Source organism: Methylobacterium sp. yr668 (assembly GCF_900116245.1).
Classification (GTDB): domain Bacteria; phylum Pseudomonadota; class Alphaproteobacteria; order Rhizobiales; family Beijerinckiaceae; genus Methylobacterium.
Map to the genome: position 1 here is coordinate 51160 of NZ_FOZY01000015.1, position 23849 is coordinate 75008.

Here is a 23849-nt window from a genome sequence, read left to right on the forward strand (position 1 = left end):
GCGCTACCCTGGATTGCTTCGCTCCGCTCGCAAGGACGGGTGTCTCGCGGGGTGCCTCGGTCGGACCGGCGCGGACGCTCCGTCCGCGGGTCCGGTACGCAGGCTCGACGGCGCCGCCGCGTGGAACTGCCGCCAGACGCGGCGCATGTGCCGGGTGGAGCCGAAGCCGGCGCGCTCGGCGACCCGCTCCAGGCCGAGGTCGCTCTGCGCGATCAGATCCCGGGCCAGCGCGACGCGGGACCGGTTGACCGCGTCCGTCACGGTCATGCCGGCGTGGAGCCGGAACAGCCGCGCGAGGTTGCGCGGGCTCGCGCCCGCGACCCGGCCGAGCAGCGCCGGCGACCAGTCCCGGGCCGGGTCGGCGGCGATCGCGTCCTGGGCCCGGTGGACCGCCGGGTGCAGATGGCTGCGCCCCTCGAGCCAGGGCGAGAGCTGGGGATCGTCGGGCCCGCGCCGCATGTACACGACGAGCGTCCGCGCGACGGCGACCGCCGTCGCCGGGCCCGCCCACTCCGCTACGAGGTGCAGCATCAGGTCGATGCCGGCCGTGACGCCGGCGCTGCTGAACCGGTCGCGGTCCTGCACGAACAGGCGGTTGTCCAGGACTCGGGCCCCGGGGGCCGCCGCCCTCAGCCGGTCGCAGCTGGCATGGTGGGTGGTGCAGGCGTAGCCGTCGAGGAGCCCGGCCCGCGCCGCGAGCAGCGCGCCCTCGCAGACGGTCGCCACGATGTGGCCCGGCCGGACCGCGCCGCGCAGCCACGCGACGATCTCGGCCTCCGCGTCGGCGTCGGCCGCTCCGGCCGGCCCGTCGCCGAGCACCTGCGTGGCGGAGCCCGGCAGGAGCACGACCGTCCCGTCGGCCACTGTCTCCGGCAACGGTCCGGCCCCGCCCAGGTCGAGCCCGATCGAGCAGCGGGTGAGCGCCCGCGGCCCCGCGTACGCCACCGCGAAGCCGACCCGGTCCTGGACGGTGCCGGCGATCCGCAGGACCTCCAGCGGGCCGGCGAGGTCGAGCAGCAGCGCGCGCGGCGGCAGGACCACGAGGACCGGGATGTGCCGCGCCGCCCCGCTCACGCGGCGACCGGCAGGTCCGGGCCGGCCAGCGCCTGGTCCACGGTGGCGATCCGGGCGAACCGGTCGGTCAGCACCAGCTCGGTGCGGGCCTTGATCTCGTCCGCGCCGAAGCGGCGGCCGTCCGGGTGGGTCATGGCGAAGGTCAGGGTGGCCTCGGTCACGTAGTCGACCTGCCAGCCGCTGTCGGAGGCGTGGCGGGCCGTGGTCTCGCAGCACTGCTCGGTCCGGATGCCCGACACGATCAGCCGGCGGATGCCGTGCTGCGTCAGCCAGCCCGACAGGCCGCTATCGACCAGGGCGCTGTGCCGGCGCTTGTGGAAGGTGGCCGTCGGCGCGATCACGACCGGCGCGAGGGTACGGACGTGGCCGGAGGCAATGGCGAACGGGCCGCTCTCGGCCACGTGGAACACCTGCAGGACCGGGATCCGCCGCGCGGCGGCGCCGTCGATGAGCGCCTGCAGGCGCGCGGTGAAGGGCGGGACATCGGCGTCGTTCCAGAAGGGCCTGTGCCGGAAGGATTCCTGGACATCGATGACCAGCAGCGCAACATCGGACATTTCGTGTCTCCCGTTCGGTGAAGCGAGCCGCAGCATTCACCGGCGGGACCCGGCGGGAAAGAAACCGCACCGCCAACGAGCGGACATATCCGGCCATTCTCGGGCGAACAGGAGCCGCGCGTGAGCGACCATCCCAAGACGATCTTCGTGCTCACCGGGGCCGGCGTCTCGGCCGAGAGCGGGCTCGGCACGTTCCGCGACCGCGGCGGGATCTGGGCGCGGTTCGACCCGATGAAGCTCGCCACACCGGAGGCCTACGCGGCCGATCCCGACACGGTGCTCGACTTCTACGACCATCGCCGCCGCGGCGTGGTCGCGGCCGAGCCGAACGCAGCGCACTTCGCTCTGGCGCGGGCCGAGGCGCGGATCGCCGACCGGGGCGGGCGGCTGTTCCTGTGCACCCAGAACGTCGACGACCTGCACGAGCGGGCCGGCTCGCGGGCGGTCACCCACATGCACGGCGAGCTGCTCAAGGCGCGCTGCTGCGCCTGCGGCGCGGTCACCCCGTGGCGCGCCGATCTGAGCCAGGCGGACAGCTGCCCCACCTGCAGCACTCCGGGCCGGATGCGGCCGGACGTGGTCTGGTTCGGCGAGATGCCGATGCACCGCGACGCGATCGAGGCGGCGCTCTCCGAGGCCGACCTGTTCGTGGCCGTGGGCACGTCGGGGGCGGTCTACCCGGCGGCCGGCTACGTGCGGCAGGCCCAGGCCCTCGGCATCCCGACCTGCGAGGTCAACCTGGAGCCGTCCGACAACGCCGACGCCTTTGACGCGACCCGCTACGGGCCGGCGAGCGTCGCGCTGCCGCGCTACCTCGACGAGCTCGGCCTCTAGCGGGGCGACCGGCCGACGGCGGGGATTCGGGGCCGGCCGCAGACGGGGCCCACCACGCCGCGTTCGCCGTCGGGCTCGCCAACCTGTTGTGCGAACGGGGTTTCTCGGCCCGTGATCTGCCGGACCGGGCCAGGATCAAAATCTTAAATGACGCGAATCACATCGGCGCGAGCTGTCAAGAACTGGTCGGGCAGTTGCCCACGGGTTACAACAGTCAAGCTCGGGATCGGCGTCGCGGCCTACCCGAGCGTTCGTTGAAGCCACAAGGGGAAGCAACTACCCATGCAGCACTTCACCGTAACCGACCGCGAGCGTGACACCGTCCTGGCGGCACTGCGCTATTACCAGTTCTACCGGATGCAGGGTCATCCGTTCGACCCCCGTCAAGATCACCTGATCGACACCATCGCCGGCCGGGCCGGCGAGGCGCTGGACCTCGCCGAGATCGACGATCTCTGCGCCGGCCTGAACGGCAACCCGCACGCCCTCGCCGCCGCGGCGGCCTGAGGCAGCTTCCGGGGCGGCCGAGGCCGCCCTCGACGACCCGCGGCCGGCCCAGGGACGGGGCCGGAGGACGGGCAACCTCCGAGATGAGCGGGCCACCGCCGCCGGAGCGAACCTTCCTCACCGGGGCCGGGCTTCGCGCCCGAACCACACCCTGCCGACGCGCATCCGGGCCTGCCCCGCGGCGCGTCGGTCCGACGGGTGGGTCCGCGCGGCGGGCCCCCCGAAAGGCCGGTTTCGCGCGACGCCGAAACGTGGCCTAACGGATGCGCGACGGCCGCAGGGCCGCGCCTTCCGGGAGCGCCGAGGCCGATGATGCGGACGGGTTCGCGACGGATCCGCCGCGGCGTCCTGCGGGGCGCCGTCCTGCTGCTCCTCGGGCTCGCGCCCGCCACACCCGAGCCCGTTCAGGCCGCGCCCGAGAGCGTCGCCACCGCGCTGGTCGTCTCCGTGGACGTGTCGCAATCCGTCGACGAGGCGCGCTTCCGGCTGCAGATGGAGGGCATCGCCGAGGCCCTGGAGGATCCGTCGGTCCTCGGCGCGATCACCGGCAATCCGGGCGGGATCCTGTTCGCGATGGTGACCTGGGCCGACCGGGCGACCCTCGCGGTCGGCTGGCGGCGGATCGCCGGCCGGGCCGATGCCGCGGCGGCCGCGGCCCTGGTGCGGGCGACGCCGCGGCAGGCGGGCGAGTTCACCTGCCTCGGCCAGATGTTCCGCACCGTGACCGCCGCCGTGCTCCCGGCGCTCCCGGTCCCGGCCGAGCGCGTGGTGGTCGACGTCTCCGGCGACGGGATCGACAACTGCACCGACGCCGACAGCCTCGCGGAGGCGCACCGGTCGCTGCTCGACACCGGCGCGACGGTCAACGGCCTGCCGATCCTGGTGCCGGGCGAGAACGACGTGGTCGGGGCCGGGGCCTACCGGGCGCCCGGCTACGGCCTGCTCCCGACGCCGCTGCCGCAGGCGCGCACGGGCCTGGAGCAGTGGTACCGCGCCCACGTCATCGGAGGCCCGGGCGCCTTCCTGCTGGCGGCCGCCGGCTACGGCGACTTCTCGCGGGCGCTGCGGCGGAAATTCGTGATCGAGATCAGCGCGCTGGGGCGGTGACGGGGCTCTCCCCGGACGTACGTCACGCGGATCGAATTTTGCGCTCGCGGCCGGCCCCGAGCCAACCGTGACGGGCCGGCGCGGACCTGACGGAGGCTGGGGTATTACGCGCTCCGTCATCATGAGCGAAGCGACTCAGGGCAGCGCGACCTCGGAAGGCTTGGCGTGACCCTGGTTGCTTCGCTCCGCTCGCAAAGACGGTGGGACAGAAGCGGATAACCGGAAAGCGTATCAGCCCCTCAGGGTGCCTTCTTCAGCTGCTGCTCGGCGCGGGTGAGCGCCGCCTCGCACGCCTGCGCGTCGCCCTTCTGATCCGCCGTGCGCGCCTCTTCCAGGGCGACCTTCGCCTGCTGGGCGGCGTCCGCGCCCTGGCCGGCCTGGGCCGACTTCTCCGGCGGCGCCTGCGGCGACTCGTTCGCCCGTTGGCCCTCCGTCCCGGTGACACCCTCGCCGCCGCGCTTGGCGGCGTTACCCTGGCCGCTGGTCGAGGCGGAGATCGACTGGGTCAGCTCGGACTGGACCCGCTTGGAGATGCCCTCGATCCGGTCACCGCAGGGCGAGGCGAGGGCGGGGGCCGCCGTCAGGATCAGGGTCAGGCAGGCCGTCAGGGCGGGACGCATCATCGGGTCGAGTACTTTCCAAGAGAATGGGGCCGCGGGTTTCCCCACGGCCCCAACGCCTCGCGACGGGTGACGGTTCAGGCGCTCAGCTGATCGCGGATCGGCAATTGCCGGACCCGCCGGCCGGTGGCCGCGAAGATCGCGTTGGCGATGGCCGGCGCAACCGGCGGCACGCCGGGCTCGCCGACGCCGCCGAGCGGACCGTCCCAGCGGCCGGTCGGCACCAAGTGCACGCGGACCGCCTTCGGGGCGGCGTCGATCCGGAGGACCTCGTAGCCGTCGAAGTTGTTCTGGACCGCCCGGCCCTGCTTGAAGGTGATCTCGGAGGTGAGGGCGAGCCCCATCCCCATGACCACGGCGCCCTCCATCTGCGAGCGGATGCGCTCCGGGTTCACCTGCGGGCCGCAATCGACCGCGATGTCGATCGCCTTCACCTGGACCTGGCCCTTGTCGTCGACCTCCACCTCGGCCGCCACCGCCGTGTAGGTGACGAAGCTGTAGTGGCCGGCGATGCCGAGGCCGGTGCCCTTCGGCATCTGGCGACCCCAGCCCGCGCCCTTGGCGGCCGCCTCGATCACGCCGCGCAGGCGGCCGGTCTCGATCGGGTAGCGCTTCGGGTCCTCGCCGTAGTTCCAGACGTCGCCGATCTCGGTCGGGCTGATCTTGCGATCCGGTCCGATGAGCGCGAGCAGGTACTCCTTCGGCTCGCGGCCGGCGGCGTGCGCCAACTCCGACACGAAGGACTGGATCGCGAAGGCGTGCGGGATGTTCGACACCGAGCGGAACCAGCCGATGCGGGCATGCGCGGCGGCCTCGGGGTTCTCCAGCCGCATGTTCGGGATGTCGAGCGGCGTGTTGACCAACCCCATCCCGAGCTCGAACGGCAGCTCGTGCTTCGGGTCGGGCGCGAAGATCGAGCCGATCGTCGGCGCCACCGAGCGGTGCAGCCACGCCACCGGCATGCCCTTGTCGTCGAGGCCGGCCTCCAGCCGCTCCACCGAGATCGTGTGGTAGAAGCCGTGGTGGAGGTCGTCCTCACGGGTCCAGGCGAGCTTCACCGGCGCGCCGTCGACGGCCTGCGAGCAGAGCGCCGCCTCGACCACGTAATCGGGCTTCGACTTGCGCCCGAACCCGCCGCCGAGCAGCGTGACGTTCACCTTGACCTTGTCGTCGGGCAGCTTGAGCGCCTTCATCAGGCGGTCGTTGGCGGCCTGCGGACCCTGGACGCAGGCCCAGGCCTCGCAGAACCCATCCTTCACCCGGGCTACCGCCGCCGGGGGCTCCATGGGGGCCTGGGCGAGGTGCGGCACGAAGTACTCGGCCTGGACCTTGGTCTTGGCCTTGGCCATGGCGCCGTCGACGTCGCCCTGCGTGCGCACGACCTTGCCGGGCTTGCGCGCGGCGGCCTCCAGCTCCTTGCGGAACGCGTCGGTATCGTAGCCGGCGTTCGGGCCGTCGTCCCAGGTGATCTTGAGCGCGTCCCGGGCCTTCAGGGCTGCCCAGGTGTTCTTGGCCACCACGGCGACGCCGCCGAGCGGCATGAACTCCGAGGGGATCGGGGTGGCGTCGATCTTGAAGATCTTCACGACGCCCGGGACCTTCTTGGCCTCGCTGTCGTCGAAGGACTTCACCGTGCCGCCGTAGACGGCCGGGCGCGCGACGACCGCGTACAGCATCCCGTCGAGCTTGGTGTCGAGGCCGTAGACCGCCTTGCCGGTGGTGATGTCGAAATTGTCGATCAGACCGATCTTGCCGGTGCCAATGTAGCGGAAGTCCTTGGGATCCTTCAGCTTGACGTCGGTGGGCACCGGCAGCTCGGCGGCGGCCTTGGCGACCGCGCCGTAGCCGAGGGTGCGGCCCGACTTGGCGTGGGTCAGCGTGTGGTTGACGGCCGTCACCTCGGAGGCCGGCACGCCCCACTGCTTGGCCGCCGCCTGGATCAGCATCAGCCGCGCGGCGGCGCCGGCGTGGCGGAAGTGCTGGAAGAAGTGGCGGGTCGAGCGCGAACCATCCGTGTCCTGGTTGCCGAAGCGGGTCTCGTCGCCCCAGGCCTGGACGACCTTCACCTTCGCCCAGTCGGCCTCCAGCTCGTCGGCGACCGTGAAGGCCACAGAGGTGCGGATGCCCTGGCCCATGTCGGAGCGGTGATTGGTCACCGTGACGGTGCCGTCCGGCGCGATGGCGACGAAGACCTTCGGGTCGTCGCGCCAGCCGTGCGGCATGCCGTCGGCGCCGAACTTCTGCTCCTTCTGCTCCTTGGTCTGGGTCTCGTCGGCCCGGGCCGGGCGCAGCGAGAGGGCCAGAACCAGGGCGCCGGCGCCGCCGAGGATGCCGCGGCGGCTGACGTTGTCGAGGGCCGGCGTGGTGCCGGCGGCGCGCTCAGCGGTGAGCTTGGCGTCGTGAATCACAGGCGCTCTCCCTTGCTGGCGGGAGCCGTCTGGCCGGCGGCCTGATGGATCGCGGCGCGGATGCGCGGGTAGGTGCCGCAGCGGCAGATGTTGCCGCTCATCGTGGTGTCGATGTCGTCGTCGGTGGGCTTCGGCGTGTCCTTGAGGAGGGCGGCCGCCTGCATGATCTGGCCGCACTGGCAGAAGCCGCACTGGGCGACGTTCTGGTCGCGCCACGCCACCTGCACGGGATGGTTGCCGTCCGGCGACAGACCCTCAATGGTCACGACCTCCTGGCCGGCGGCCGCCGAGACCGGCGTGATGCAGGCGCGGGTCGCCGCGCCGCCGAGATGGATGGTGCAGGCCCCGCAGAGCGACACGCCGCAGCCGAACTTGGTGCCGGTGAGCCCGAGCTCGTCCCGCAGGTACCACAGCAGCGGCATGTCGGGGTCGCCGTCGAAGCTGCGCGCAGCCCCGTTCACGGTGAGTTTGATCATCGTTGCGTCCTGTCTGGCGGCGCCGGAGCGGCGATCAGTCGGGTCCGAGCCGGGCCGGGGGCCTCGGCCGGCTTAGCCGGCTCACGTTCCCCGGTGCGGACAGGCCGCGGGGCGAACGCTCAAGCTCAGAATAATAAATATTCTAAGGCACGTGGCGGGGTGGGCGCAACGCGGGGACGCGGCCGGTCATCCCCGAGCCTCTGCGCCCGGGGCATGCCGCGTGCGGCGGCGCACATGGGTGACCATCGACACGGGGACGCGGGCGGGTCGATTCGGTCAGGCGGTCCGGTTCGCCGCGCGCCGTGGCCGCGGGCGGAGCGACGCACATCGCTCCGCTTGGCGCCCCAGCGCTGCACCTCGGGTTGGGACGCTTCGCTGCGCGCGATGACAGGCGCCCGCTGTCGAGCTCCGTCGGGCCGGCAGCTCAGCCCTCGAAAGTCGTGTCGGCGCCGACCAGAAGATCGCGGCCGTTCTTCGGGATAGGGAAGCCGTACCCGTCACCGGGCTTCTCCCATATCAGGACGCCGGCCTTATTGGCCGCGCTGACGTACAGATCGAGACCGATCTTCTGCATCGCCAGATGGAGCGCCTGCAGCGCGTCCGCGCCGGCTCCGAAACTTGTCTCGCGGCTGCTCGGGCCAACCGATCGTGTAGCGACAGATCCAGTTCCCGTCCGCGTATTCCGGCGCGCGGAGCCGGACCGGGACAGGGACATCGCCGTCCGGAGCCCGGATCATCAGGACGCGCGCGCCGATGACCATGGCGGCGCGGCCCTCAGACCGTCACCTGCGTCCCGACCTCCACCACGCGCCCGGTCGGGATCTGGAAGAAGTCCGTGGCGTCGTTGGCGTTCTTGGCGAGGGTGATGAAGATCCGATCCTGCCAGAGCGGCATGCCCGAATGCGCCGCCGGCCGGATCGAGCGGCGCGACAGGAAGAACGACGTCGCCATGATGTCGAACTTGAAGCCCTGGCGGCGCAGCAGCACCAGCGTCTTCGGGATGTTCGGCGTCTCCATGTAGCCGAACTTCATCACGACCTTGTAGAAATGCGGGCCCACCGGCTCGATCCGCACCTTGTCGGCCTCGTTCGAGCGCGGCGTGTCCACCGTCTCGACGGTGAGGATCACGTTCTTCTCGTGCAGCACCTTGTTGTGCTTGAGGTTGTGCAGGAGCGCCGCCGGGGCGATCTCGGGATCGCTCGTCAGGAACACCGCAGTGCCGCGCACGTGGTGGGGCGGGCTCTTCTCCAGCATGCCGACCAGCTCGACCAGCGGCACGTCGGTCTTGCGGGTCTTGTTGAACAGGATCGTTACCCCGCGCACCCAGGTCCACATCAGGATGATGAGGCCGCCCGCGAGCAGCAGGGGTACGTAGCCGCCCTCCACGACCTTGATCAGGTTGGAGAGCAGGAACAGGAACTCGAGGACGATGAAGGGCAGCATCACGGCCGCGGCCGCCACGGGCGACCACTTCCACATGCGCCACATCACCAGGAAGGTCAGCGAGGCGGTGAGCAGCATCGTGCCGGTCACCGCGATGCCGTAGGCCGAGGCCAGCGACGACGAGGTCTTGAACAGCACGGCGAGCAGCACGACGCCGAACATCAGGAGGGCGTTGATCTGCGGCAGGTAGATCTGGCCGGCATGCGACTCGGAGGTGTGGCGGATCTCCAGCCGCGGCAGCAGGCCGAGCTGGATCGCCTGCCGGGACAGCGAGAAGGCGCCGGTGATCACCGCCTGGCTCGCCACCACGGTGGCGATCGTGGCGAGCACCACCATCGGCAGCAGGCCCCAGGCGGGCACGAGCTGGAAGAACGGATCGGCCGTGTCGGGCTTCTCCAGCACCAGGGCCGCCTGCCCGAGATAGTTGAGGGCGAGCGCCGGGAAGACGAGGCAGATCCAGGCCACCTGGATCGGCTTGCGGCCGAAATGGCCGAGATCGGCGAACAGGGCCTCGGCCCCGGTCACCGCCAGGAACACCGCCCCCAGGGCGATCAGCGCGCCGCTGCCGTGGCCGAGCAGGTAGTGCACGGCGTGCCAGGGATTGAGCGCGCGGAACACCTCCGGGTGCAGGGTGATGTGCGGCAGCGCCGCGAGCGCCATGGCGAGGAACCACACGACGGTCACCGGCCCGAAGAAGGCCGCCACCTTCCCGGTCCCGCGGTTCTGCACGAGGAACAGCGCGACGATGATCACCACGGTGATCGGCAGGACGTACTCGTCGAGGGCGGGCGTGACGAGCTTCAGGCCCTCCACCGCCGAGAGGACCGAGATCGCCGGCGTGATCACCGCGTCGCCGTAGAACAGCGAGGCGCCGAGGAGCCCCAGCATGAACACGATGCGCGAGCCGCCGAGCGCCTTCCGGGCCAGCGCCATCAGCGAGAGGATGCCGCCCTCGCCGTTGTTGTCCATGCGCAGCAGGATCGCGACGTACTTGACCGTCACGATCATGAAGAGGGCCCAGAGGATCAGCGACACGGTGCCGATCACCTCCTCGGGCAGCAGGATGCCGTCGGTCCGGGCCGGGACCAGGGCCTCGCGGAACGCGTAGAGCGGGCTGGTGCCGATATCGCCGTAGACGACGCCGACGGAGCCGACCAGCAGCGTCCAGAACCCGGCATGGCCGTGCTGGGTCTCGGCCTTCTCGGGGGCGTCGAGGCTGCCGGCGGTGGCCGGCCCGTGCGTCGGCGCCGGGGCGCCGGTCTCGTCGGCGGCCTGGGCGGCCGCGCGCGCGGCGTCGGGGGCTGCGGGCGCGGGCTGGGGGGCTACGCCGGGTGCGAAGGTTTGGCTCATGCGGATGTCGGAAGCTCGGGCGTGGCCGGCGCTTCGCGGTTCGGCTCAGGGGCCAGTCGGGGCCGGGCAGAAAACGCGAAGACTCCGCCGAACCGTGCGGGCCGGCCACCGGGCCGACCGCTCGCGGGATCGTGCGGCCTTGCTATCATGCCCTCGTGCGCCCGGAAACCGTGTGCACCCGCGAAGAACGCGGAGCTGGGTCTCGGCACGGCGGGCCACGCCGCCAACGTTAACCGGACGCGCGGCGCCCCGGAGCGACGGCGGGAGGCGACGCGGTCTCCGTCTCGCGGGACCTGCGCGTCGGCCCGCCCGTCACTCGGCGGCGGTGCGGTTCCCGCCCTGGCCGAATCGGCGCTCGATGTAGTCGATCACGATCGTCTCGAAGTCCTTGGCCAGCGTCGGGCCGCGGAGCGTCATCGCCTTCTTGCCATCGATGAAGACCGGCGCGGTCGGGGTCTCGCCGGTGCCGGGCAGCGAGATGCCGATATCGGCGTGCTTCGATTCGCCCGGGCCGTTCACGATGCAGCCCATCACGGCCACGTTCAGCCCCTCGACGCCCGGATAGGTCTTCTTCCACTCCGGCATGGAGGTGACGATCCAGTTCTGGATATCGCGGGCGAGTTCCTGGAACGTGGTCGAGGTCGTGCGGCCGCAACCCGGGCAGGCCGCCACCATCGGCACGAAGGTGCGGAACCCCATGGTCTGCAGGAGTTCCTGGCTGGCCTTGACCTCGACGGTCCGGTCGCCGCCGGGCTCGGGGGTCAGCGAGTACCGGATCGTGTCGCCGATCCCTTCCTGGAGCAGCACGCCGATGGCGGCCGAGGCGGCCACGAGACCCTTCGATCCCATGCCGGCCTCGGTGAGGCCGAGATGGATGGCGTAGTCCGAGCGGCGCGCCACCTCGCGGTAGACGGCGATCAGGTCCTGCACAGCCGAGACCTTGGCCGAGAGGATGATCTTGTTCTGCGGCAGGCCGAGCTCCACGGCGCGGTCGGCCGAGCTGATCGCCGAGCGGACCATCGCCTCGCGCATCACCGCCCGGGCGTCGATCGGCCGCGGCGCCTTGGCGTTCTCGTCCATCAGGTGAGTGAGCAGCTCGCCGTCCAGCGAGCCCCAGTTGGCGCCGATCCGCACGGTCTTGTTGTGCTTGATCGCCTGCTCGATGATCGCCGAGAACTGCGTGTCCTTCTTGTCCTTGAAGCCGACGTTGCCGGGGTTGATCCGGTACTTGGCAAGCGCCTCCGCGCAGGCCGGATGGTCGGCGAGCAGCTTGTGGCCGATGTAGTGGAAGTCGCCCACCAGCGGCACGTGGACGCCGATCCGGTCGAGGCGCTCGCGGATCTTCGGCACCGCGGCCGCCGCCTCGTCGCGGTCGACCGTGATGCGCACTAGCTCCGAGCCGACCCGGGCGAGCTGGGCGACCTGCGCCACGGTGGCGTCGATGTCGGCCGTGTCGGTGTTGGTCATCGACTGGACGACGATCGGGGCGCCGCCGCCGACGGTGACCGCGCCCTCGCCCTCGCCGACCGTGACGCCGACGGTGCGGTGGCGCGGAGCGGGGCCGGCGATCTCCGGTCCGCCGCCGGCCAGCGGGTTGTCGGCGGGGTTCTCGGAACGGGTGGCTTCCATGACTTCCATCGTGGACTTTCGCGGGCGCGCCTCGCGGGTGCCGGAGCCGTGACGGCTGCCGGGCCGGTCCCGGGGACACGCCTCGCCGGAACTTCGGGGCTGCCGCGGGTTAGCTGCGGACGACCCGGCGCCGCGTCAACCCGGCGCCGCGCGGGGCAGCATCGCGCAGGACAGCATCGCGGCTGTCATGTCGTATCCGGGCGCGGATGTCGAGTTTCCTGCACGTCCCGGAGGCACCCGCCGCCGCCGCCAGCCGGTTTTCGTCGGACTCTGTTGCCGATTCGCTCGGGCCGGGACAGGTGCCGGCGTGGGGCGGGCACCCCGCCGCGATCCCGTCGCACGGTTGATGCTGCATCGCAGCATCCCATCTGTGTGGTGGATCAGGAGGCCGACATGAGCGAGCAATTCGGTGGCGCCGAGCCGCACAACCCCGCCACCGCCGTTCCCGAATCGCCCGTCACCGACGCGATCGAGGCGCAGCCGGCGCAGGTGCCGGGCCCCGCGCTCGCCGGGCCCAAGTTCGAGAAGCCGGTGGCGCTCGCCCTCCAGGGCGGCGGCGCGCACGGCGCCTTCACCTGGGGCGTGCTCGACGCGCTCATCGAGGACGGCCGCCTCGGCTTCGAGGCGGTGACGGGGGCGAGCGCCGGGGCGATGAACGCCGTCGTCCTGGTGGATGGCTGGCTGAAGGGCGGCCCGGACGGGGCCCGCGAGGGTCTGGAGCGGTTCTGGCGCGAGGTCAGCCTCGACGGCGACCTGGGGCCGGCCCAGCGCAACCTCGTGAGCGGCCTGTTCAGCCTGTGGAAAGGCAACCCGGTGGCCGAGTTCTGGGCCAAGATGCTGGCGCCGAGCCCCTACGTGTCGAACCCGCTCAACATCAATCCGCTGCGCAAGGCGCTCGCCGAGCAGGTCGATTTCGACCGCCTCCGCGAGGCCGACACGGCGGGCCTGTTCGTGTCGGCGACCAACGTCTGGACCGGCAAGCTCGCGGTGTTCGAGCGCGAGCGCCTGACCGTCGACCACCTGATGGCCTCGGCCTGCCTGCCCACGGTCTTCCAGGCGGTGGAGATCGACGGTGTGCCCTACTGGGACGGCGGCTACCTCGGCAACCCGCCGCTCTACCCCCTGCACCGCGGTGCCCAGACCCGCGACATCCTGCTCGTGCAGATCAACCCCGTGGAGCGGCGCGAGACCCCGCGCACGGAGGCGGAGATCCGCGACCGGCTCAACGAGATCACCTTCAACGCGAATCTGATGCGGGAATTGCGGGCGATCGACTTCCTCGACGGGCTGATCGAGGAGGGCACCCTCGGCCAGGGCCAGTACCGCCGGGTCCTCGTGCACCGGATCGACGGCACCGACGCCCTTGAGGATTACAACGCCGCCTCCAAGCTCGACGCGCGCTGGACCGTGTTCAAGCGCCTGCGCGACAAGGGCCGCGCCGCCGCGCAGGCCTGGCTCGCCGAGAATTATGACGCAGTCGGCCGAGACTGTACGGTCGACCTGCAGCAGGCATATCAGTGAGGTAATCCCGCGTCCGACCCGGCCCATCGGGGCCGTGGGCGGTCCGAGCCGGAGATCTGACATGACCCTGCTGCGCCGCGAGGCTCTCATCCTGATCGGTGCCGGCCTCGCCGGCACCGCCCGCGCCGCCGAGGCCGCGCGGGCCACGGACTTCACCTTCGAGACGCCCGAGGGCGCGCCGATGCCGCTCTCCGCCTACGCGGGAAAGCCGATCCTCGTGGTCAACACCGCGACAGCTTGCGGCTATGCCGGGCAGCTCACCGGGCTGCAGACGCTCTGGACGCGGTTCGGCGATCGCGGGCTCATCGTGCTGGGCGTGCCGTCGCCGGATTTCGGCAACCAGGAACCCCTGGACGGCCCGGCCATCGCGGAGGCGGCGCGGAGGAATCACGGCGTCACTTTCCCGCTCACGGCCAAGACCCGCGTGAAGATGCCGGGCGCCCACCCGTTCTACCGCTGGGCGGCGGCCGAGCGCCCCGCCGAGACGCCGCGCTGGAACTTTCACAAATACCTGATCGCCCGCGACGGCACCCTCGCGGCGGCCTTCGCCACGCAGGTCGAGCCGACCGATCCGCGGGTGATCTCGGGGATCGCCGCCACCCTCGACCAGGCCTGACCGCGACGCCGGGCCGGCAGGCGGGATTAAACGCGCGGCCCCCGCGTTCACACATCATGGCATCGGACAAGAACAAGCGCCCGGACCTCCTCGACCTGCTGGTGCCCCTGCGGCGCTACGCGCGATCGCTCACCCGCGACACGCTGCGGGCCGATGACCTCGTGCACGACACGCTGGTGCGGGCCCTGGAGATGCAGGGCTCGCTCCGGCCGAACACCAATTTGCGCACCTGGATGATGACGGTGCTGCACAACGCCTTCATCGACGAGCAGCGCCGCCGGCAGGTGGAGGCGCGGCACGCCGACACGCTGGTCCGGATGTCCGAGGACATGGCGCCGCCGGCCCAGGAGGGTCAGGTGCGCCTCGCCCAGATCCGGCAGGCCTTCCTCAAGCTTCCGGAGGAGCAGCGCGCCGCGCTCCACCTCGTCACCCTGGAAGGCATGGCCTACGCCGACGCGGCGGCTGTCCTCGGCATCCCAATCGGCACGCTGATGTCCCGTCTCGGCCGCGGCCGGGCGGCCCTGCGGGCCTTCGAGGAGGGGACGCGGACCGACCGCGGCTCCGACGAGGCGGAGCCCGCCAAGACACCCGAGACGCGGCGCGGACCGCCCTCCACCCTCCGGCTCGTCGTGTCCGACGAGCCGCGGGAAAGGTCCGCCTGGCCTCTGCGACGCGCCGTCGGAGAGAGCTGAGCACGGAGCTGATGAAGGACCGGCACCCGCGGGCGCCGGTGCCGACTGACGATTGCGACCGGCGGATCGCCTCCGGGCACGCTGGATTCGAGGACTTCACGATGATCGATCCGATCACAGACGACGATCTCATCGCCTTCGTCGACGGCCAGATCGACCCGATGCGCCGTCTCGACGTCGAGGCGCACCTCGCGGCCAATCCCGAGGCCGCGGCCCGGGTGATGGCCGAGATGCACGATCGCGACGCTCTTAGGGCCTGCTTCGAGCGCGTTCCGGGGCCCGGGCCGGACCGGAACATGGTCCTGGCGCGCCGCTTCGACCGGAACCTGCGCTGGCGCCGCGTCGCCTCGCGCCTGAAGCGGGCCGCCGCGATCGCGGTGCTCGTGGGCGCGGGCTGGCTGGCCCACGACGAGATCGGCCGCTTCGGCGTTCCCGACACCCTGGCGGCGACCCCGGATCCGGCCCTGATCGCCGACGCGCGGCAGGCCCGGGTCGTGGCGCAGCTGCGCAAGAGCATCGGTGGCCAGGCCGACGATCCGGTCTACGACCGGGCGCGCCTCCGCTCGGCGACCGGCATCGACCTGCCGGCCCTGCCCGACGGCTGGCGGGTGCGCGACATCCAGGTCTTCCCCGCCCGGCACGGCACCGGGATCGAGGTCGCCCTCGAGACCGAGCGCTTCGGCGAGGCGTCGCTGTTCGCCACCCGCGGCATCCGCGGCGGACCGACGACGCTCATCACCGGCTCGGACGACGGCGACGTCGTCTCGTGGAACGCGGGCGACACCGCCTACGCCCTGAGCGGTCCGCGCAGCGACGCGGACCTCCGTCAGGCGGCGAGTCTCCTCGGCGCCGGTCCGGCGACCCGCTGAGCGCCGCGTCGGACCCTCGCCCGGGGCCTCGACAGGGCGCCCCGGCGGGTGCCAAAGATCGGCCATGCAGGCCGCGGATCCAGCACGGGACGATGACGGGCTCGCAGCCCTGTTCGAGGCGGCGCGCGCGGTGCGCGCGCACGCGCACGCGCCCTATTCCCGCTTCCCTGTCGGGGCCGCGCTGCGCGACGAGCGCGGCGCGATCCACGCCGGGTGCAACGTCGAGAACGCCGCCTACCCGGTCGGAACCTGCGCGGAGGCCGGGGCGATCGCCGCCATGGTGGCGACCGGCGGCCGGCGCATCGCGGCGATCCTGGTCTGCGGCGACGGCAACGGCCTGGTGACGCCCTGCGGCGCCTGCCGCCAGCGCATCCGCGAATTCGCCCGGCCGGACACCCCGATCCACGCTGCCGGTCCGGGCGGGGTCGCCCGCACCTTCACGCTGGCGGAGCTGCTGCCGGAATCCTTCGGCCCGGAGACGCTCGGTGAGTGAGGCGGCCGCCCGCGACGCCCTGCGCGCCGCCGGCTTCGCGGGTCCTTACGCCTGCGCGGTGGTGACCGGCACCGGCCTCGGCGGGATCGCGGCGGCCCTCACGGACGCGAGCGCCGTCGACTACACGGCGATCCCCGGATTTCCCGGACCCGGCGTCAGCGGCCACGGCGGCCGGCTGCATCGCGGCCGCCTCGCCGGGCGGCCGGTCCTGATCTTCGAGGGGCGGGCCCACGCCTACGAGCGCGGTGACCCGGCGGCGATGCGGGTGCCGCTCGCCTGCGCCCGGCACCTCGGCGCCCGCCGCCTGCTCCTCACCAACGCCTCCGGATCGCTGCGGCCCGCGACCGGGCCCGGCTGCCTCGTGCTGCTCGCCGACCACATCAACCTCTCCGGCCTGAACCCGCTGATCGGCGAGGCCAGCGACGCCCGGTTCGTGCCGATGACCGAGGCCTACGACCCGCATCTGCGGGCGCGGCTCCGCGCGGCGGCCGAGACCTGCGGCGTGCCCCTGGGGGAGGGGGTCTACGCGTGGTTCTCGGGCCCGAGCTTCGAGACGCCCGCGGAGGTGCGGATGGCCGGCATCCTGGGCGCCGACCTCGTGGGCATGTCCACCGTGCCGGAGGTGATCCTCGCCCGGTTCCTCGACCTGCCGGTGGCGGCGGTCTCGGTGGTGACGAACCTCGCGGCCGGCATCGCCGGCGGCGCGCCGCACCACGCGGAGACGAAGGAAGTCGCGGCCCGGGCCGCGGAGGATCTCGGCCGCTTGGTCCGGGCGTTCGTGGCCGGCCTGCCCGACGGAGAGACAGCCGATGACTGACCCCGAAGCCGGCGCGGTCGCACGCCGGGCCCTGCCGCTCCTCGACCTCACCGATCTCGGTGAGACCTGCACCGAGACCCGGATCGACGTCCTCTGCCGGGACGCGAAGCGCGGCGGCGTCGCGGCGATCTGCGTCTGGCCGCGCTTCGTCGCGCAGGGCGCGCGGGCGCTCGCGGGCACCGGGATCCGGATCGCCACGGTCATCAACTTCCCCGCGGGCGGCGAGGACTGCGCCCGCGCCACCGACGACACCGCCGAGGCGCTGCGCGACGGCGCCGACGAGATCGACCTCGTCCTGCCCTACGGCGCGCTGCTGCGGGGCGAGACGGCGGTCGCCCGCGACATGGTCGAGGCCGTGCGCGACACCTGCGGATCCGCGACCCTGAAGGTGATCCTGGAGACGGGCGCGCTCGCCGAGCCGGAGCGGATCCGGGAGGCCAGCCGGATCGCCCTGGAGGCGGGCGCCGACTTCCTGAAGACCTCCACGGGCAAGAGCCCGGTCTCGGCGACCCCGGAAGCCGCCGAGGCGATGCTGGCCGAGATCCGCGCCGGCGGCCGCGCCGCGGGCCTGAAGGTCTCCGGCGGCCTGCGCAGCGTCGCCGACGCCGCCACCTACCTCGACCTCGCCGACCGGTTGATGGGTCCCGGCTGGGTGAGCCCGAGAACCTTCCGGCTCGGGGCGAGCAGCCTGTTCGAGACCCTGATGCGGGCACGGACGCTGTGAGCGTGCGGCTGCCTCAGGAGACGATCCGGGCCAAGCGCGACGGCCAGCCCCTCGATCCCGACGAGATCGGGGCCTTCATCCGCGGCCTCACCGACGGCACGGTCGGGGAGGGGCAGGCGGCGGCCTTCGCCATGGCGGTGTTCTTCCGCGGCCTGTCGCTGCCGGAGCGGGTGGCGCTCACCCGCGCGATGGCGGAGTCGGGCCGGACCCTCGCCTGGGACCTGCCCGGGCCCGTCCTCGACAAGCACTCCACCGGCGGCATCGGCGACGCGGTGAGCCTGCCGCTCGCCCCGATGGTCGCGGCCTGCGGCGGCTACGTTCCGATGATCTCGGGGCGCGGCCTCGGCCATACCGGCGGGACGCTGGACAAGCTCGGCAGCATCCCGGGCTACGACGCCACGCCCGGGCTCGACGCGTTCCGCCGGGTCGTCGCGGAGGTCGGCTGCGCCATCATCGGCCAGACCGCCGAACTCGCGCCCGCGGACCGGCGCCTCTACGCGATCCGCGACGTCACCGGCACGGTCGAGTCCCGCGACCTGATCACCGCCTCGATCCTGTCGAAGAAGCTCGCCGCCGGGCTCGACGGGCTCGTGATGGACGTCAAGCAGGGCTCCGGCGCCTTCATGGCGGGCGTGCCTGAGGCGCGGGCGCTGGCCCAGAGCATCGTCACGGTTGCGGAGGGGGCCGGCCTGCACACCGCCGCGCTGATCACCGACATGGACGCGCCGCTCGCCAGCGCGGCCGGCAACGCCGTCGAGGTCGCCTACGCGCTCGACTACCTGACGGGCGCGCGCCGCGAGCCGCGCTTCCACGCGGTCACGGTGGCGCTGGGCGCCGAGATGCTGGTCGTCGGCGGCCTGGCGCCGGACCGCGACAGCGCCGCGGAGCGGCTGGAGCAGGCCCTCGCCTCGGGCCGGGCGGCCGAGGGCTTCGGCCGCATGGTCGCGGCGCTCGGCGGACCGGGCGATCTCCTCGAGCGGCCGGAGGCGCACCTGCCCGCCGCGCCGGTGCGCCGGGCGGTCCGTCAGGACGGGACCGTCGCGGGGATCGCGACGCGGGCGCTGGGCCTAGCGGTGATCGGGCTGGGCGGCGGCCGCACGCGGCCGGAGGATCCGGTCGACCCGCGGGTCGGCTTCACGGATCTCGCCGGTCCCGGAGCGTCCGGCGGGCTGCTCGGGATCGTCCACGCGGCCGACGAGGCCGCCGCGGACCGGGCGGAGGCCGCGCTGCGGGCGGCCTACCGGATGGGCGACGCGCCGCCGGAGCGCCCGCCCGTCCTCGAGCGGGTGGGCGCCGGCTAGCGGGCGCCCGGCCATCACGGAGCCGTGGCCGGGCGCGGCGGGCTCGGAGCCCTTACCAGCGGCCGTAGCCGTGGCGATGGCCCCAGCCGCCGTGGTGATGGTGACGCGGGCCGAAGCCGCGGTGCCCCCAGCCGTGATGGTGGCCCCGGCCCCAACCGTGGTGGTGATGGCGCGGGCCGTAGCCGCGGTGACCCCAGCCGCCGTGGCGGTGCCCGTAGCCGTAGCCGTACTGGACGGTCTGGACGTCGCCGGCTTCCGCCTGCAGGCCGGCATCGCGGCCGAGGGGCGCGGCCATGGCCGGCGCCGCGAAGGCGAGTCCGCCGAAGGCCAGGGCGGCGGCCAAACGGGTCCGTGCGGTCTTGGTGAACATCGGCGTTCTCCTGATCCACGCCGGTCGCCCTGTGGCGTCCGGCCGTGTCCCAGGTGTGCGCCTTTCCAGTTGACGCAAACGTGACCTGTTCGCTCAGGCCGTGTTCAGGTCAGGGTCGGCGGTAGACCCAGACCCGCGCCGGCGGCAGGTTCAGCCAGACCCGGTTGGAGCGATCGGCGGTGTAGCTGCCGGCCTCGCAGCGGGCCGGGATCGGCGGAACGACCGCGTAGGTGAACTGCACGAAGGGCGCGCCCGGCCGCATCAGGTCGTGGGCGGTGTTGAGCAGGTCGAGCCGCTGCTCCAGCGGCTTGGTGAACAGCGGCAGGCTCGAGATCGTCGCGGCGGCGGGCTCCGTCAGCACGTCCTGGAGGCTCGCGCGCATGTTGTAGGCGTCGCCCTGGATGACCCGCACGCCCGGGAAGCGATGGGTCAGGAGGCGGCAGAAATCGGGGTTGAACTCCACGAGGATCAGCCGCTCCGGCGCGACGCCGCGCCGGATCAGCGCCTCGGTCACAGGACCGGTGCCGGGGCCCAGCTCGACCACGGGCCCTTCGAGGCGCGGGTCGACGTAGGCCGCCATGGTCCGGGCGAGCATCTTGCCCGAGGGCGTCACGGCCCCCGTGACCAGGGGGCGCTCCAGCCAGGACCGCAGGAATCGGGCCTCGTCCTCGAGGGGGTCGCGCCGCGGCCCGAAAATCGCGCTCCTGCCCGCAGGAGCCTTCGCGTTGGGACGGCGGAGCGGCGGCAAGTCCTGGATTCCTTGATGCCGGATGAGAATGAATGGCTAGGGACGGCGCTGTCTTACAGTCAAGCCGGCGCCGCGCCTAGGGGATGCAAGCCACGCCGGCCGCTTGCATAACGGGTCTTCCCGGGATTCGGATCCGGCCTCACGGCCGGACCGCGCCCCCGAAGAAGTCCCGCACCTTCGAGAAGAAGCCCGCGGACTCCGGATGGTTCTCCGGGGAGGCCGACTGGTCGAACTCCTGGAGCAGCTCGCGCTGGCGCTTGGTCAGGTTCTGCGGGGTCTCGACGAAGACCTGGATGTAGAGGTCGCCGACCTCCCGCGAGCGCAGCACCGGCATGCCCTTGCCCTTGATGCGGAACTGCTTGGCGGTCTGCGTCCCCGCCGGGATGCGCACCTGCGTCTGCGAGCCGTCGATCACCGGCACGGTGATCTCGCCCGAGAGCGCGGCCGTGACCATCGAGATCGGCACCCGGCAGAACAGGTCGGCGCCGTCGCGCTGGAAGAACTCGTGCTGCTTGATCGACAGGAAGACGTAGAGGTCGCCCGCCGGCCCGCCGCGCAGCCCGCTCTCGCCCTCGCCGGCGAGCCGGATCCGCAGCCCGTCATCGACGCCCGCCGGCACGTTGATCGAGAGGGTGCGCTCGCGGTTGACGCGCCCGGCGCCCTGGCAGGCGGTGCAGGGGTCGTCGACGATCTCGCCGCGGCCGTGGCAGTTGGGGCAGGTCCGCTCGATGGCGAAGAAGCCCTGCGCCGCCCGGACCCGTCCGTAGCCCGCGCAGGTCGCGCAGGTCCGCGGCTTCGAGCCGGGCTTCGCGCCGGACCCGTCGCAGACCTCGCAGGTGATCGAGGTCGGGATCTTGATGGTCTCGGCCTTGCCGGTGAACGCCTCCTCCAGGGTGATCTCGAGGTTGTAGCGCAGGTCGGCTCCGCGCTCGCGGCCCGGCGTGCCGCCGCGTCCGCGGCCACCGCCGGCGGCCCCGCGGCCGTCGCCGAAGAAATTGTCGAAGATGTCCGACATGAAGTCGCCGAACTCGTTGCCGAATCCGGGACCGCCGGCACCGCCCTGGCTGAAGGCCGCGTGGCCGAACCGGTCGTAGGCGGCGCGCTTCTGGCCGTCGGAGAGGCACTGATAGGCCTCGTTGATTTCCTTGAACTTGATCTCGGCGTCCTTGTCGCCGGGATTCCGGTCGGGATGATAGGTCATCGCGAGCTTGCGGAAGGCGACCTTCATCTCGCCTTCCGTGGCGGTCTTGGTGACCCCCAGGATCTCGTAGTAGTCCCGCTTCGACATCCCGCCCTCAGGTGCCTTCCCGTCCCGTCCCGTACCCCGGGCCGCGACGCTTCTCTACCACCGCGCCGCCGTTCCGGGAGGCCGCGACGAGCCCGGAAACCGGAGGCGCCGACGACGCGGATCCGCGATCGGCCGGCGGCTCCCGGTTCCGGGCCCCGCAGGCCCGGCATGACGGAGCTTCTGAATACGCTTCTCACGCAAAGGCGGGGCCGGATCGCTCCGGCCCCGCGCGGTCGTATCAGATCCGCGCCTCAGGCGCGCTTCTTCTGGTCCTTCTCGTCGACCTCCTGGAAGTCGGCGTCGATGACGTCGTCCTTCTTCTCGGAGGCCGCCGCCTCGGCACCGGCATCCGGGCCGGCCGCCTGGTTGGCGGCGTACATGGCCTCGCCGAGCTTCATCGAGGCCTGCATCAGGTCCGTGGTCCGGGCCTTGATGGTCTCGACGTCGTCGCCCTCCAGCGCGGTCTTGAGCGCGGTCATCGCGGTCTCGATCGCGCCCTTGTCGGCGGCCGGGACCTTGTCGCCGTACTCGGTCACCGACTTCTCGGTGGCGTGGATCAGGCTCTCGCCCTGGTTCTTCACCTCGACGAGCTCGCGCCGCTTCTTGTCGGCCTCGGCGTTCGCCTCGGCGTCCTTCACCATCCGGTCGATGTCGGCGTCCGACAGGCCACCCGAGGCCTGGATGCGGATCTGGTGCTCCTTGTTGGTCGCCTTGTCCTTGGCCGTCACGTTGACGATGCCGTTGGCGTCGATGTCGAAGGTCACCTCGATCTGCGGCATGCCGCGGGGCGCCGGTGGGATGCCGACGAGGTCGAACTGGCCGAGCAGCTTGTTGTCGGCCGCCATCTCGCGCTCGCCCTGGAAGACCCGGATCGTGACCGCGTTCTGGTTGTCCTCGGCGGTCGAGAAGGTCTGGGACTTCTTGGTCGGGATCGTGGTGTTGCGGTCGATGAGCCGGGTGAACACGCCGCCCAGCGTCTCGATGCCGAGCGACAGCGGGGTCACGTCCAGCAGCAGCACGTCCTTGACGTCGCCCTGGAGCACGCCCGCCTGAACGGCGGCGCCGATGGCCACGACCTCGTCCGGGTTGACGCCCTTGTGGGGCTCCTTGCCGAAGAAGGCCTTCACCACCTCCTGGATCTTGGGCATGCGGATCATGCCGCCGACCAGAACCACCTCGTCGATCTCGGAGGCCGACACGCCGGCATCCTTGAGCGCCTTGCGGCAGGGCTCGATCGTCCGCTGAACCAGATCGTCGACGAGCGACTCGAACTTCGCGCGGCTGAGCTTCAGCGCGAGGTGCTTCGGGCCGGTGTTGTCGGCGGTGATGTAGGGCAGGTTGATCTCGGTCTGGGTGGCCGAGGACAGCTCGATCTTGGCCTTCTCGGCGGCCTCCTTGAGGCGCTGGAGGGCGAGCTTGTCCTTGGTCAGGTCGATGCCCTGCTCCTTCTTGAACTCGGCCGTCAGGTACTCGACGATCCGGTTGTCGAAGTCCTCGCCGCCCAGGAAGGTGTCGCCGTTCGTCGACTTCACCTCGAAGACGCCGTCGCCGATCTCCAGGATGGAGACGTCGAAGGTGCCGCCGCCGAGGTCGTAGACCGCGATCGTGCCGGACTTCTTCTTGTCAAGGCCGTAGGCCAGCGCCGCCGCGGTCGGCTCGTTGATGATGCGCAGCACCTCGAGGCCCGCGATCTTGCCGGCGTCCTTGGTGGCCTGACGCTGGGCGTCGTTGAAGTAGGCCGGGACCGTGATGACCGCCTGCGTGACCGGCTGGCCGAGATGCGACTCGGCGGTCTCCTTCATCTTCTGCAGAGTGAAGGCGGAGATCTGCGAGGGCGAGTACTTCTTGCCGTCCGCCTCGACCCAGGCGTCGCCGTTATCGCCGCGGGCGATCTTGTAGGGCACGAGGCCCTTGTCCTTCTGGGTCATCGGGTCGTCGTAGGTCCGGCCGATGAGCCGCTTGATGGCGAAGAACGTGCGCTCGGGGTTCGTGACCGCCTGGCGCTTGGCCGGCTGGCCGACGAGCCGCTCGCCGTCGTCCGTGAAGGCGACGATGGACGGCGTGGTGCGCGCGCCTTCCGAATTCTCGATGACCTTGGGCTGCGTGCCTTCCATCACGGCCACGCAGGAATTGGTGGTGCCGAGGTCGATGCCGATAACTTTACCCATGGTGGGATCCCTCTTTGTGTCGCGTTCAAGCAGACCGCCGAGCCCCGAAGCAGCTCGGCCCATGGCGGTGTCGGGGGTGATGTGAGTATGGGACCCGGGCCGGATCAAGGGCCGTGAACGGCTGAAACCCAGCGCGCAATCCCGCGTCGAGGGCGATATAAGAAGCCCGTTCCGGGCCCGCAAGGCGAAGCCTGCGCGGCGGGATCGGCCACGCGAATCCGCGCCATCCCCTTGGCA

The 23849-nt window shown here is 71.9% G+C and carries 23 protein-coding genes; 11 read left to right on the forward strand and 12 right to left on the reverse strand.

Annotated elements, in window-relative coordinates:
• Nucleotides 1-3 precede the first annotated feature (3 nt).
• Both BM419_RS18855 and BM419_RS18860 read right to left on the reverse strand, forming a co-directional pair.
• The gene (locus tag BM419_RS18855; RefSeq protein ID WP_091927340.1) at nucleotides 4-1074 is read right to left on the reverse strand and encodes a GlxA family transcriptional regulator; all 1071 of its coding nucleotides are present in this window, start codon (nucleotides 1072-1074) and stop codon (nucleotides 4-6) included.
• Nucleotides 1071-1631, reverse strand: a complete 561-nt coding sequence (locus tag BM419_RS18860) for an isochorismatase family protein (RefSeq protein ID WP_020093849.1) — start codon at nucleotides 1629-1631, stop codon at nucleotides 1071-1073. The genes BM419_RS18855 and BM419_RS18860 overlap by 4 nt, the downstream gene beginning before the upstream one ends.
• Before the next feature lie 120 nt (nucleotides 1632-1751).
• Here BM419_RS18860 and BM419_RS18865 point away from each other — a divergent pair, with 120 nt between their 5' ends.
• From BM419_RS18865 to BM419_RS18875, 3 genes are all read left to right on the forward strand, one after another.
• The gene (locus BM419_RS18865) at nucleotides 1752-2465 is read left to right on the forward strand and encodes an SIR2 family NAD-dependent protein deacylase (protein ID WP_091927341.1); all 714 of its coding nucleotides are present in this window, start codon (nucleotides 1752-1754) and stop codon (nucleotides 2463-2465) included.
• Between the two features lie 282 nt (nucleotides 2466-2747).
• A complete protein-coding gene (locus tag BM419_RS18870; protein WP_012320868.1) occupies nucleotides 2748-2972 on the forward strand; it encodes a hypothetical protein in 225 nt (74 codons plus the stop codon).
• Nucleotides 2973-3284: 312 nt separating this feature from the next.
• Complete coding sequence (locus tag BM419_RS18875; RefSeq protein WP_091927394.1) at nucleotides 3285-4079, forward strand: DUF1194 domain-containing protein; 795 nt, start codon at nucleotides 3285-3287, stop codon at nucleotides 4077-4079.
• 239 nt (nucleotides 4080-4318) lie between these two features.
• Here BM419_RS18875 and BM419_RS18880 read toward each other — a convergent pair whose 3' ends face one another.
• From BM419_RS18880 to ispG, 6 genes are all read right to left on the reverse strand, one after another.
• Nucleotides 4319-4702 (reverse strand): hypothetical protein, encoded by a 384-nt coding sequence (locus BM419_RS18880; RefSeq protein WP_091927342.1) that lies wholly within the window; start codon nucleotides 4700-4702, stop codon nucleotides 4319-4321.
• Nucleotides 4703-4776: 74 nt separating this feature from the next.
• The gene (locus BM419_RS18885) at nucleotides 4777-7107 is read right to left on the reverse strand and encodes a xanthine dehydrogenase family protein molybdopterin-binding subunit (protein ID WP_020093845.1); all 2331 of its coding nucleotides are present in this window, start codon (nucleotides 7105-7107) and stop codon (nucleotides 4777-4779) included.
• The gene (locus tag BM419_RS18890) at nucleotides 7104-7583 is read right to left on the reverse strand and encodes a (2Fe-2S)-binding protein (RefSeq protein ID WP_020093844.1); all 480 of its coding nucleotides are present in this window, start codon (nucleotides 7581-7583) and stop codon (nucleotides 7104-7106) included. Before BM419_RS18890 ends, BM419_RS18885 begins: the two co-directional genes overlap by 4 nt.
• Nucleotides 7584-8007: 424 nt before the next feature.
• Nucleotides 8008-8157 carry a DUF6968 family protein gene (locus tag BM419_RS32435; RefSeq protein ID WP_020093843.1) on the reverse strand — a complete coding sequence of 50 codons (150 nt, stop codon included), beginning with the start codon at nucleotides 8155-8157 and terminating at the stop codon, nucleotides 8008-8010.
• Between the two features lie 200 nt (nucleotides 8158-8357).
• Nucleotides 8358-10376, reverse strand: coding sequence for a potassium transporter Kup (locus BM419_RS18895; protein WP_056523636.1), 2019 nt, complete (start codon nucleotides 10374-10376; stop codon nucleotides 8358-8360).
• Nucleotides 10377-10688: 312 nt separating this feature from the next.
• Entirely contained in the window at nucleotides 10689-12014 is a 1326-nt protein-coding gene (gene ispG / locus BM419_RS18900) for a flavodoxin-dependent (E)-4-hydroxy-3-methylbut-2-enyl-diphosphate synthase (RefSeq protein WP_026605032.1), read from the reverse strand.
• Between the two features lie 384 nt (nucleotides 12015-12398).
• Between ispG and BM419_RS18905 the strand changes: the two genes are divergently transcribed.
• The 8 genes from BM419_RS18905 to deoA all read left to right on the forward strand — a co-directional run bounded on the left by BM419_RS18905 (nucleotide 12399) and on the right by deoA (nucleotide 19038).
• Complete coding sequence (locus BM419_RS18905) at nucleotides 12399-13526, forward strand: patatin-like phospholipase family protein (RefSeq protein ID WP_091927343.1); 1128 nt, start codon at nucleotides 12399-12401, stop codon at nucleotides 13524-13526.
• Nucleotides 13527-13587: 61 nt separating this feature from the next.
• The gene (locus tag BM419_RS18910) at nucleotides 13588-14142 is read left to right on the forward strand and encodes a glutathione peroxidase (protein WP_091927344.1); all 555 of its coding nucleotides are present in this window, start codon (nucleotides 13588-13590) and stop codon (nucleotides 14140-14142) included.
• Between the two features lie 56 nt (nucleotides 14143-14198).
• On the forward strand, nucleotides 14199-14834 hold the full coding sequence (locus BM419_RS18915; protein WP_091927345.1) for a sigma-70 family RNA polymerase sigma factor: 636 nt from the start codon (nucleotides 14199-14201) through the stop codon (nucleotides 14832-14834).
• A 101-nt stretch (nucleotides 14835-14935) separates the two neighbouring features.
• Nucleotides 14936-15703, forward strand: a complete 768-nt coding sequence (locus BM419_RS18920; RefSeq protein WP_026605029.1) for an anti-sigma factor — start codon at nucleotides 14936-14938, stop codon at nucleotides 15701-15703.
• 64 nt (nucleotides 15704-15767) lie between these two features.
• The gene (locus BM419_RS18925) at nucleotides 15768-16196 is read left to right on the forward strand and encodes a cytidine deaminase (RefSeq protein WP_091927346.1); all 429 of its coding nucleotides are present in this window, start codon (nucleotides 15768-15770) and stop codon (nucleotides 16194-16196) included.
• A complete protein-coding gene (locus tag BM419_RS18930; RefSeq protein ID WP_091927347.1) occupies nucleotides 16189-17013 on the forward strand; it encodes a purine-nucleoside phosphorylase in 825 nt (274 codons plus the stop codon). The genes BM419_RS18925 and BM419_RS18930 overlap by 8 nt, the downstream gene beginning before the upstream one ends.
• Nucleotides 17006-17737 (forward strand): deoxyribose-phosphate aldolase, encoded by a 732-nt coding sequence (gene deoC, locus BM419_RS18935; RefSeq protein WP_091927348.1) that lies wholly within the window; start codon nucleotides 17006-17008, stop codon nucleotides 17735-17737. Before BM419_RS18930 ends, deoC begins: the two co-directional genes overlap by 8 nt.
• 2 nt (nucleotides 17738-17739) lie before the next feature.
• Complete coding sequence (deoA, locus tag BM419_RS18940; protein WP_091927349.1) at nucleotides 17740-19038, forward strand: thymidine phosphorylase; 1299 nt, start codon at nucleotides 17740-17742, stop codon at nucleotides 19036-19038.
• Nucleotides 19039-19090: 52 nt separating this feature from the next.
• On the opposite strand, the gene BM419_RS18945 is transcribed toward deoA, so the two are convergent.
• The 4 genes from BM419_RS18945 to dnaK all read right to left on the reverse strand — a co-directional run bounded on the left by BM419_RS18945 (nucleotide 19091) and on the right by dnaK (nucleotide 23612).
• A complete protein-coding gene (locus BM419_RS18945; RefSeq protein ID WP_020093831.1) occupies nucleotides 19091-19408 on the reverse strand; it encodes a hypothetical protein in 318 nt (105 codons plus the stop codon).
• Nucleotides 19409-19517: 109 nt separating this feature from the next.
• Nucleotides 19518-20156, reverse strand: coding sequence for a class I SAM-dependent methyltransferase (locus tag BM419_RS18950; protein ID WP_020093830.1), 639 nt, complete (start codon nucleotides 20154-20156; stop codon nucleotides 19518-19520).
• Nucleotides 20157-20295: 139 nt separating this feature from the next.
• On the reverse strand, nucleotides 20296-21444 hold the full coding sequence (gene dnaJ / locus BM419_RS18955; protein ID WP_091927350.1) for a molecular chaperone DnaJ: 1149 nt from the start codon (nucleotides 21442-21444) through the stop codon (nucleotides 20296-20298).
• A 251-nt stretch (nucleotides 21445-21695) separates the two neighbouring features.
• Nucleotides 21696-23612, reverse strand: a complete 1917-nt coding sequence (gene dnaK, locus BM419_RS18960) for a molecular chaperone DnaK (protein WP_056523672.1) — start codon at nucleotides 23610-23612, stop codon at nucleotides 21696-21698.
• Nucleotides 23613-23849: the final 237 nt, after the last annotated feature.

What these genes read in the sequence shown, in the direction of transcription:
- BM419_RS18860 (WP_020093849.1), bottom strand. Translation starts at nt 1,631, where the DNA reads ATGTCCGATGTTGCGCTGCTGGTCATCGATGTCCAGGAATCCTTCCGG.
- BM419_RS18870 (WP_012320868.1), top strand. Translation starts at nt 2,748, where the DNA reads ATGCAGCACTTCACCGTAACCGACCGCGAGCGTGACACCGTCCTGGCG.
- BM419_RS18875 (WP_091927394.1), top strand. Translation starts at nt 3,285, where the DNA reads ATGCGGACGGGTTCGCGACGGATCCGCCGCGGCGTCCTGCGGGGCGCC.
- BM419_RS18880 (WP_091927342.1), bottom strand. Translation starts at nt 4,702, where the DNA reads ATGATGCGTCCCGCCCTGACGGCCTGCCTGACCCTGATCCTGACGGCG.
- BM419_RS18890 (WP_020093844.1), bottom strand. Translation starts at nt 7,583, where the DNA reads ATGATCAAACTCACCGTGAACGGGGCTGCGCGCAGCTTCGACGGCGAC.
- BM419_RS32435 (WP_020093843.1), bottom strand. Translation starts at nt 8,157, where the DNA reads ATGCAGAAGATCGGTCTCGATCTGTACGTCAGCGCGGCCAATAAGGCC.
- BM419_RS18895 (WP_056523636.1), bottom strand. Translation starts at nt 10,376, where the DNA reads ATGAGCCAAACCTTCGCACCCGGCGTAGCCCCCCAGCCCGCGCCCGCA.
- ispG (WP_026605032.1), bottom strand. Translation starts at nt 12,014, where the DNA reads ATGGAAGTCATGGAAGCCACCCGTTCCGAGAACCCCGCCGACAACCCG.
- BM419_RS18905 (WP_091927343.1), top strand. Translation starts at nt 12,399, where the DNA reads ATGAGCGAGCAATTCGGTGGCGCCGAGCCGCACAACCCCGCCACCGCC.
- BM419_RS18910 (WP_091927344.1), top strand. Translation starts at nt 13,588, where the DNA reads ATGACCCTGCTGCGCCGCGAGGCTCTCATCCTGATCGGTGCCGGCCTC.
- BM419_RS18915 (WP_091927345.1), top strand. Translation starts at nt 14,199, where the DNA reads ATGGCATCGGACAAGAACAAGCGCCCGGACCTCCTCGACCTGCTGGTG.
- BM419_RS18920 (WP_026605029.1), top strand. Translation starts at nt 14,936, where the DNA reads ATGATCGATCCGATCACAGACGACGATCTCATCGCCTTCGTCGACGGC.
- BM419_RS18925 (WP_091927346.1), top strand. Translation starts at nt 15,768, where the DNA reads ATGCAGGCCGCGGATCCAGCACGGGACGATGACGGGCTCGCAGCCCTG.
- deoC (WP_091927348.1), top strand. Translation starts at nt 17,006, where the DNA reads ATGACTGACCCCGAAGCCGGCGCGGTCGCACGCCGGGCCCTGCCGCTC.
- BM419_RS18945 (WP_020093831.1), bottom strand. Translation starts at nt 19,408, where the DNA reads ATGTTCACCAAGACCGCACGGACCCGTTTGGCCGCCGCCCTGGCCTTC.
- dnaJ (WP_091927350.1), bottom strand. Translation starts at nt 21,444, where the DNA reads ATGTCGAAGCGGGACTACTACGAGATCCTGGGGGTCACCAAGACCGCC.
- dnaK (WP_056523672.1), bottom strand. Translation starts at nt 23,612, where the DNA reads ATGGGTAAAGTTATCGGCATCGACCTCGGCACCACCAATTCCTGCGTG.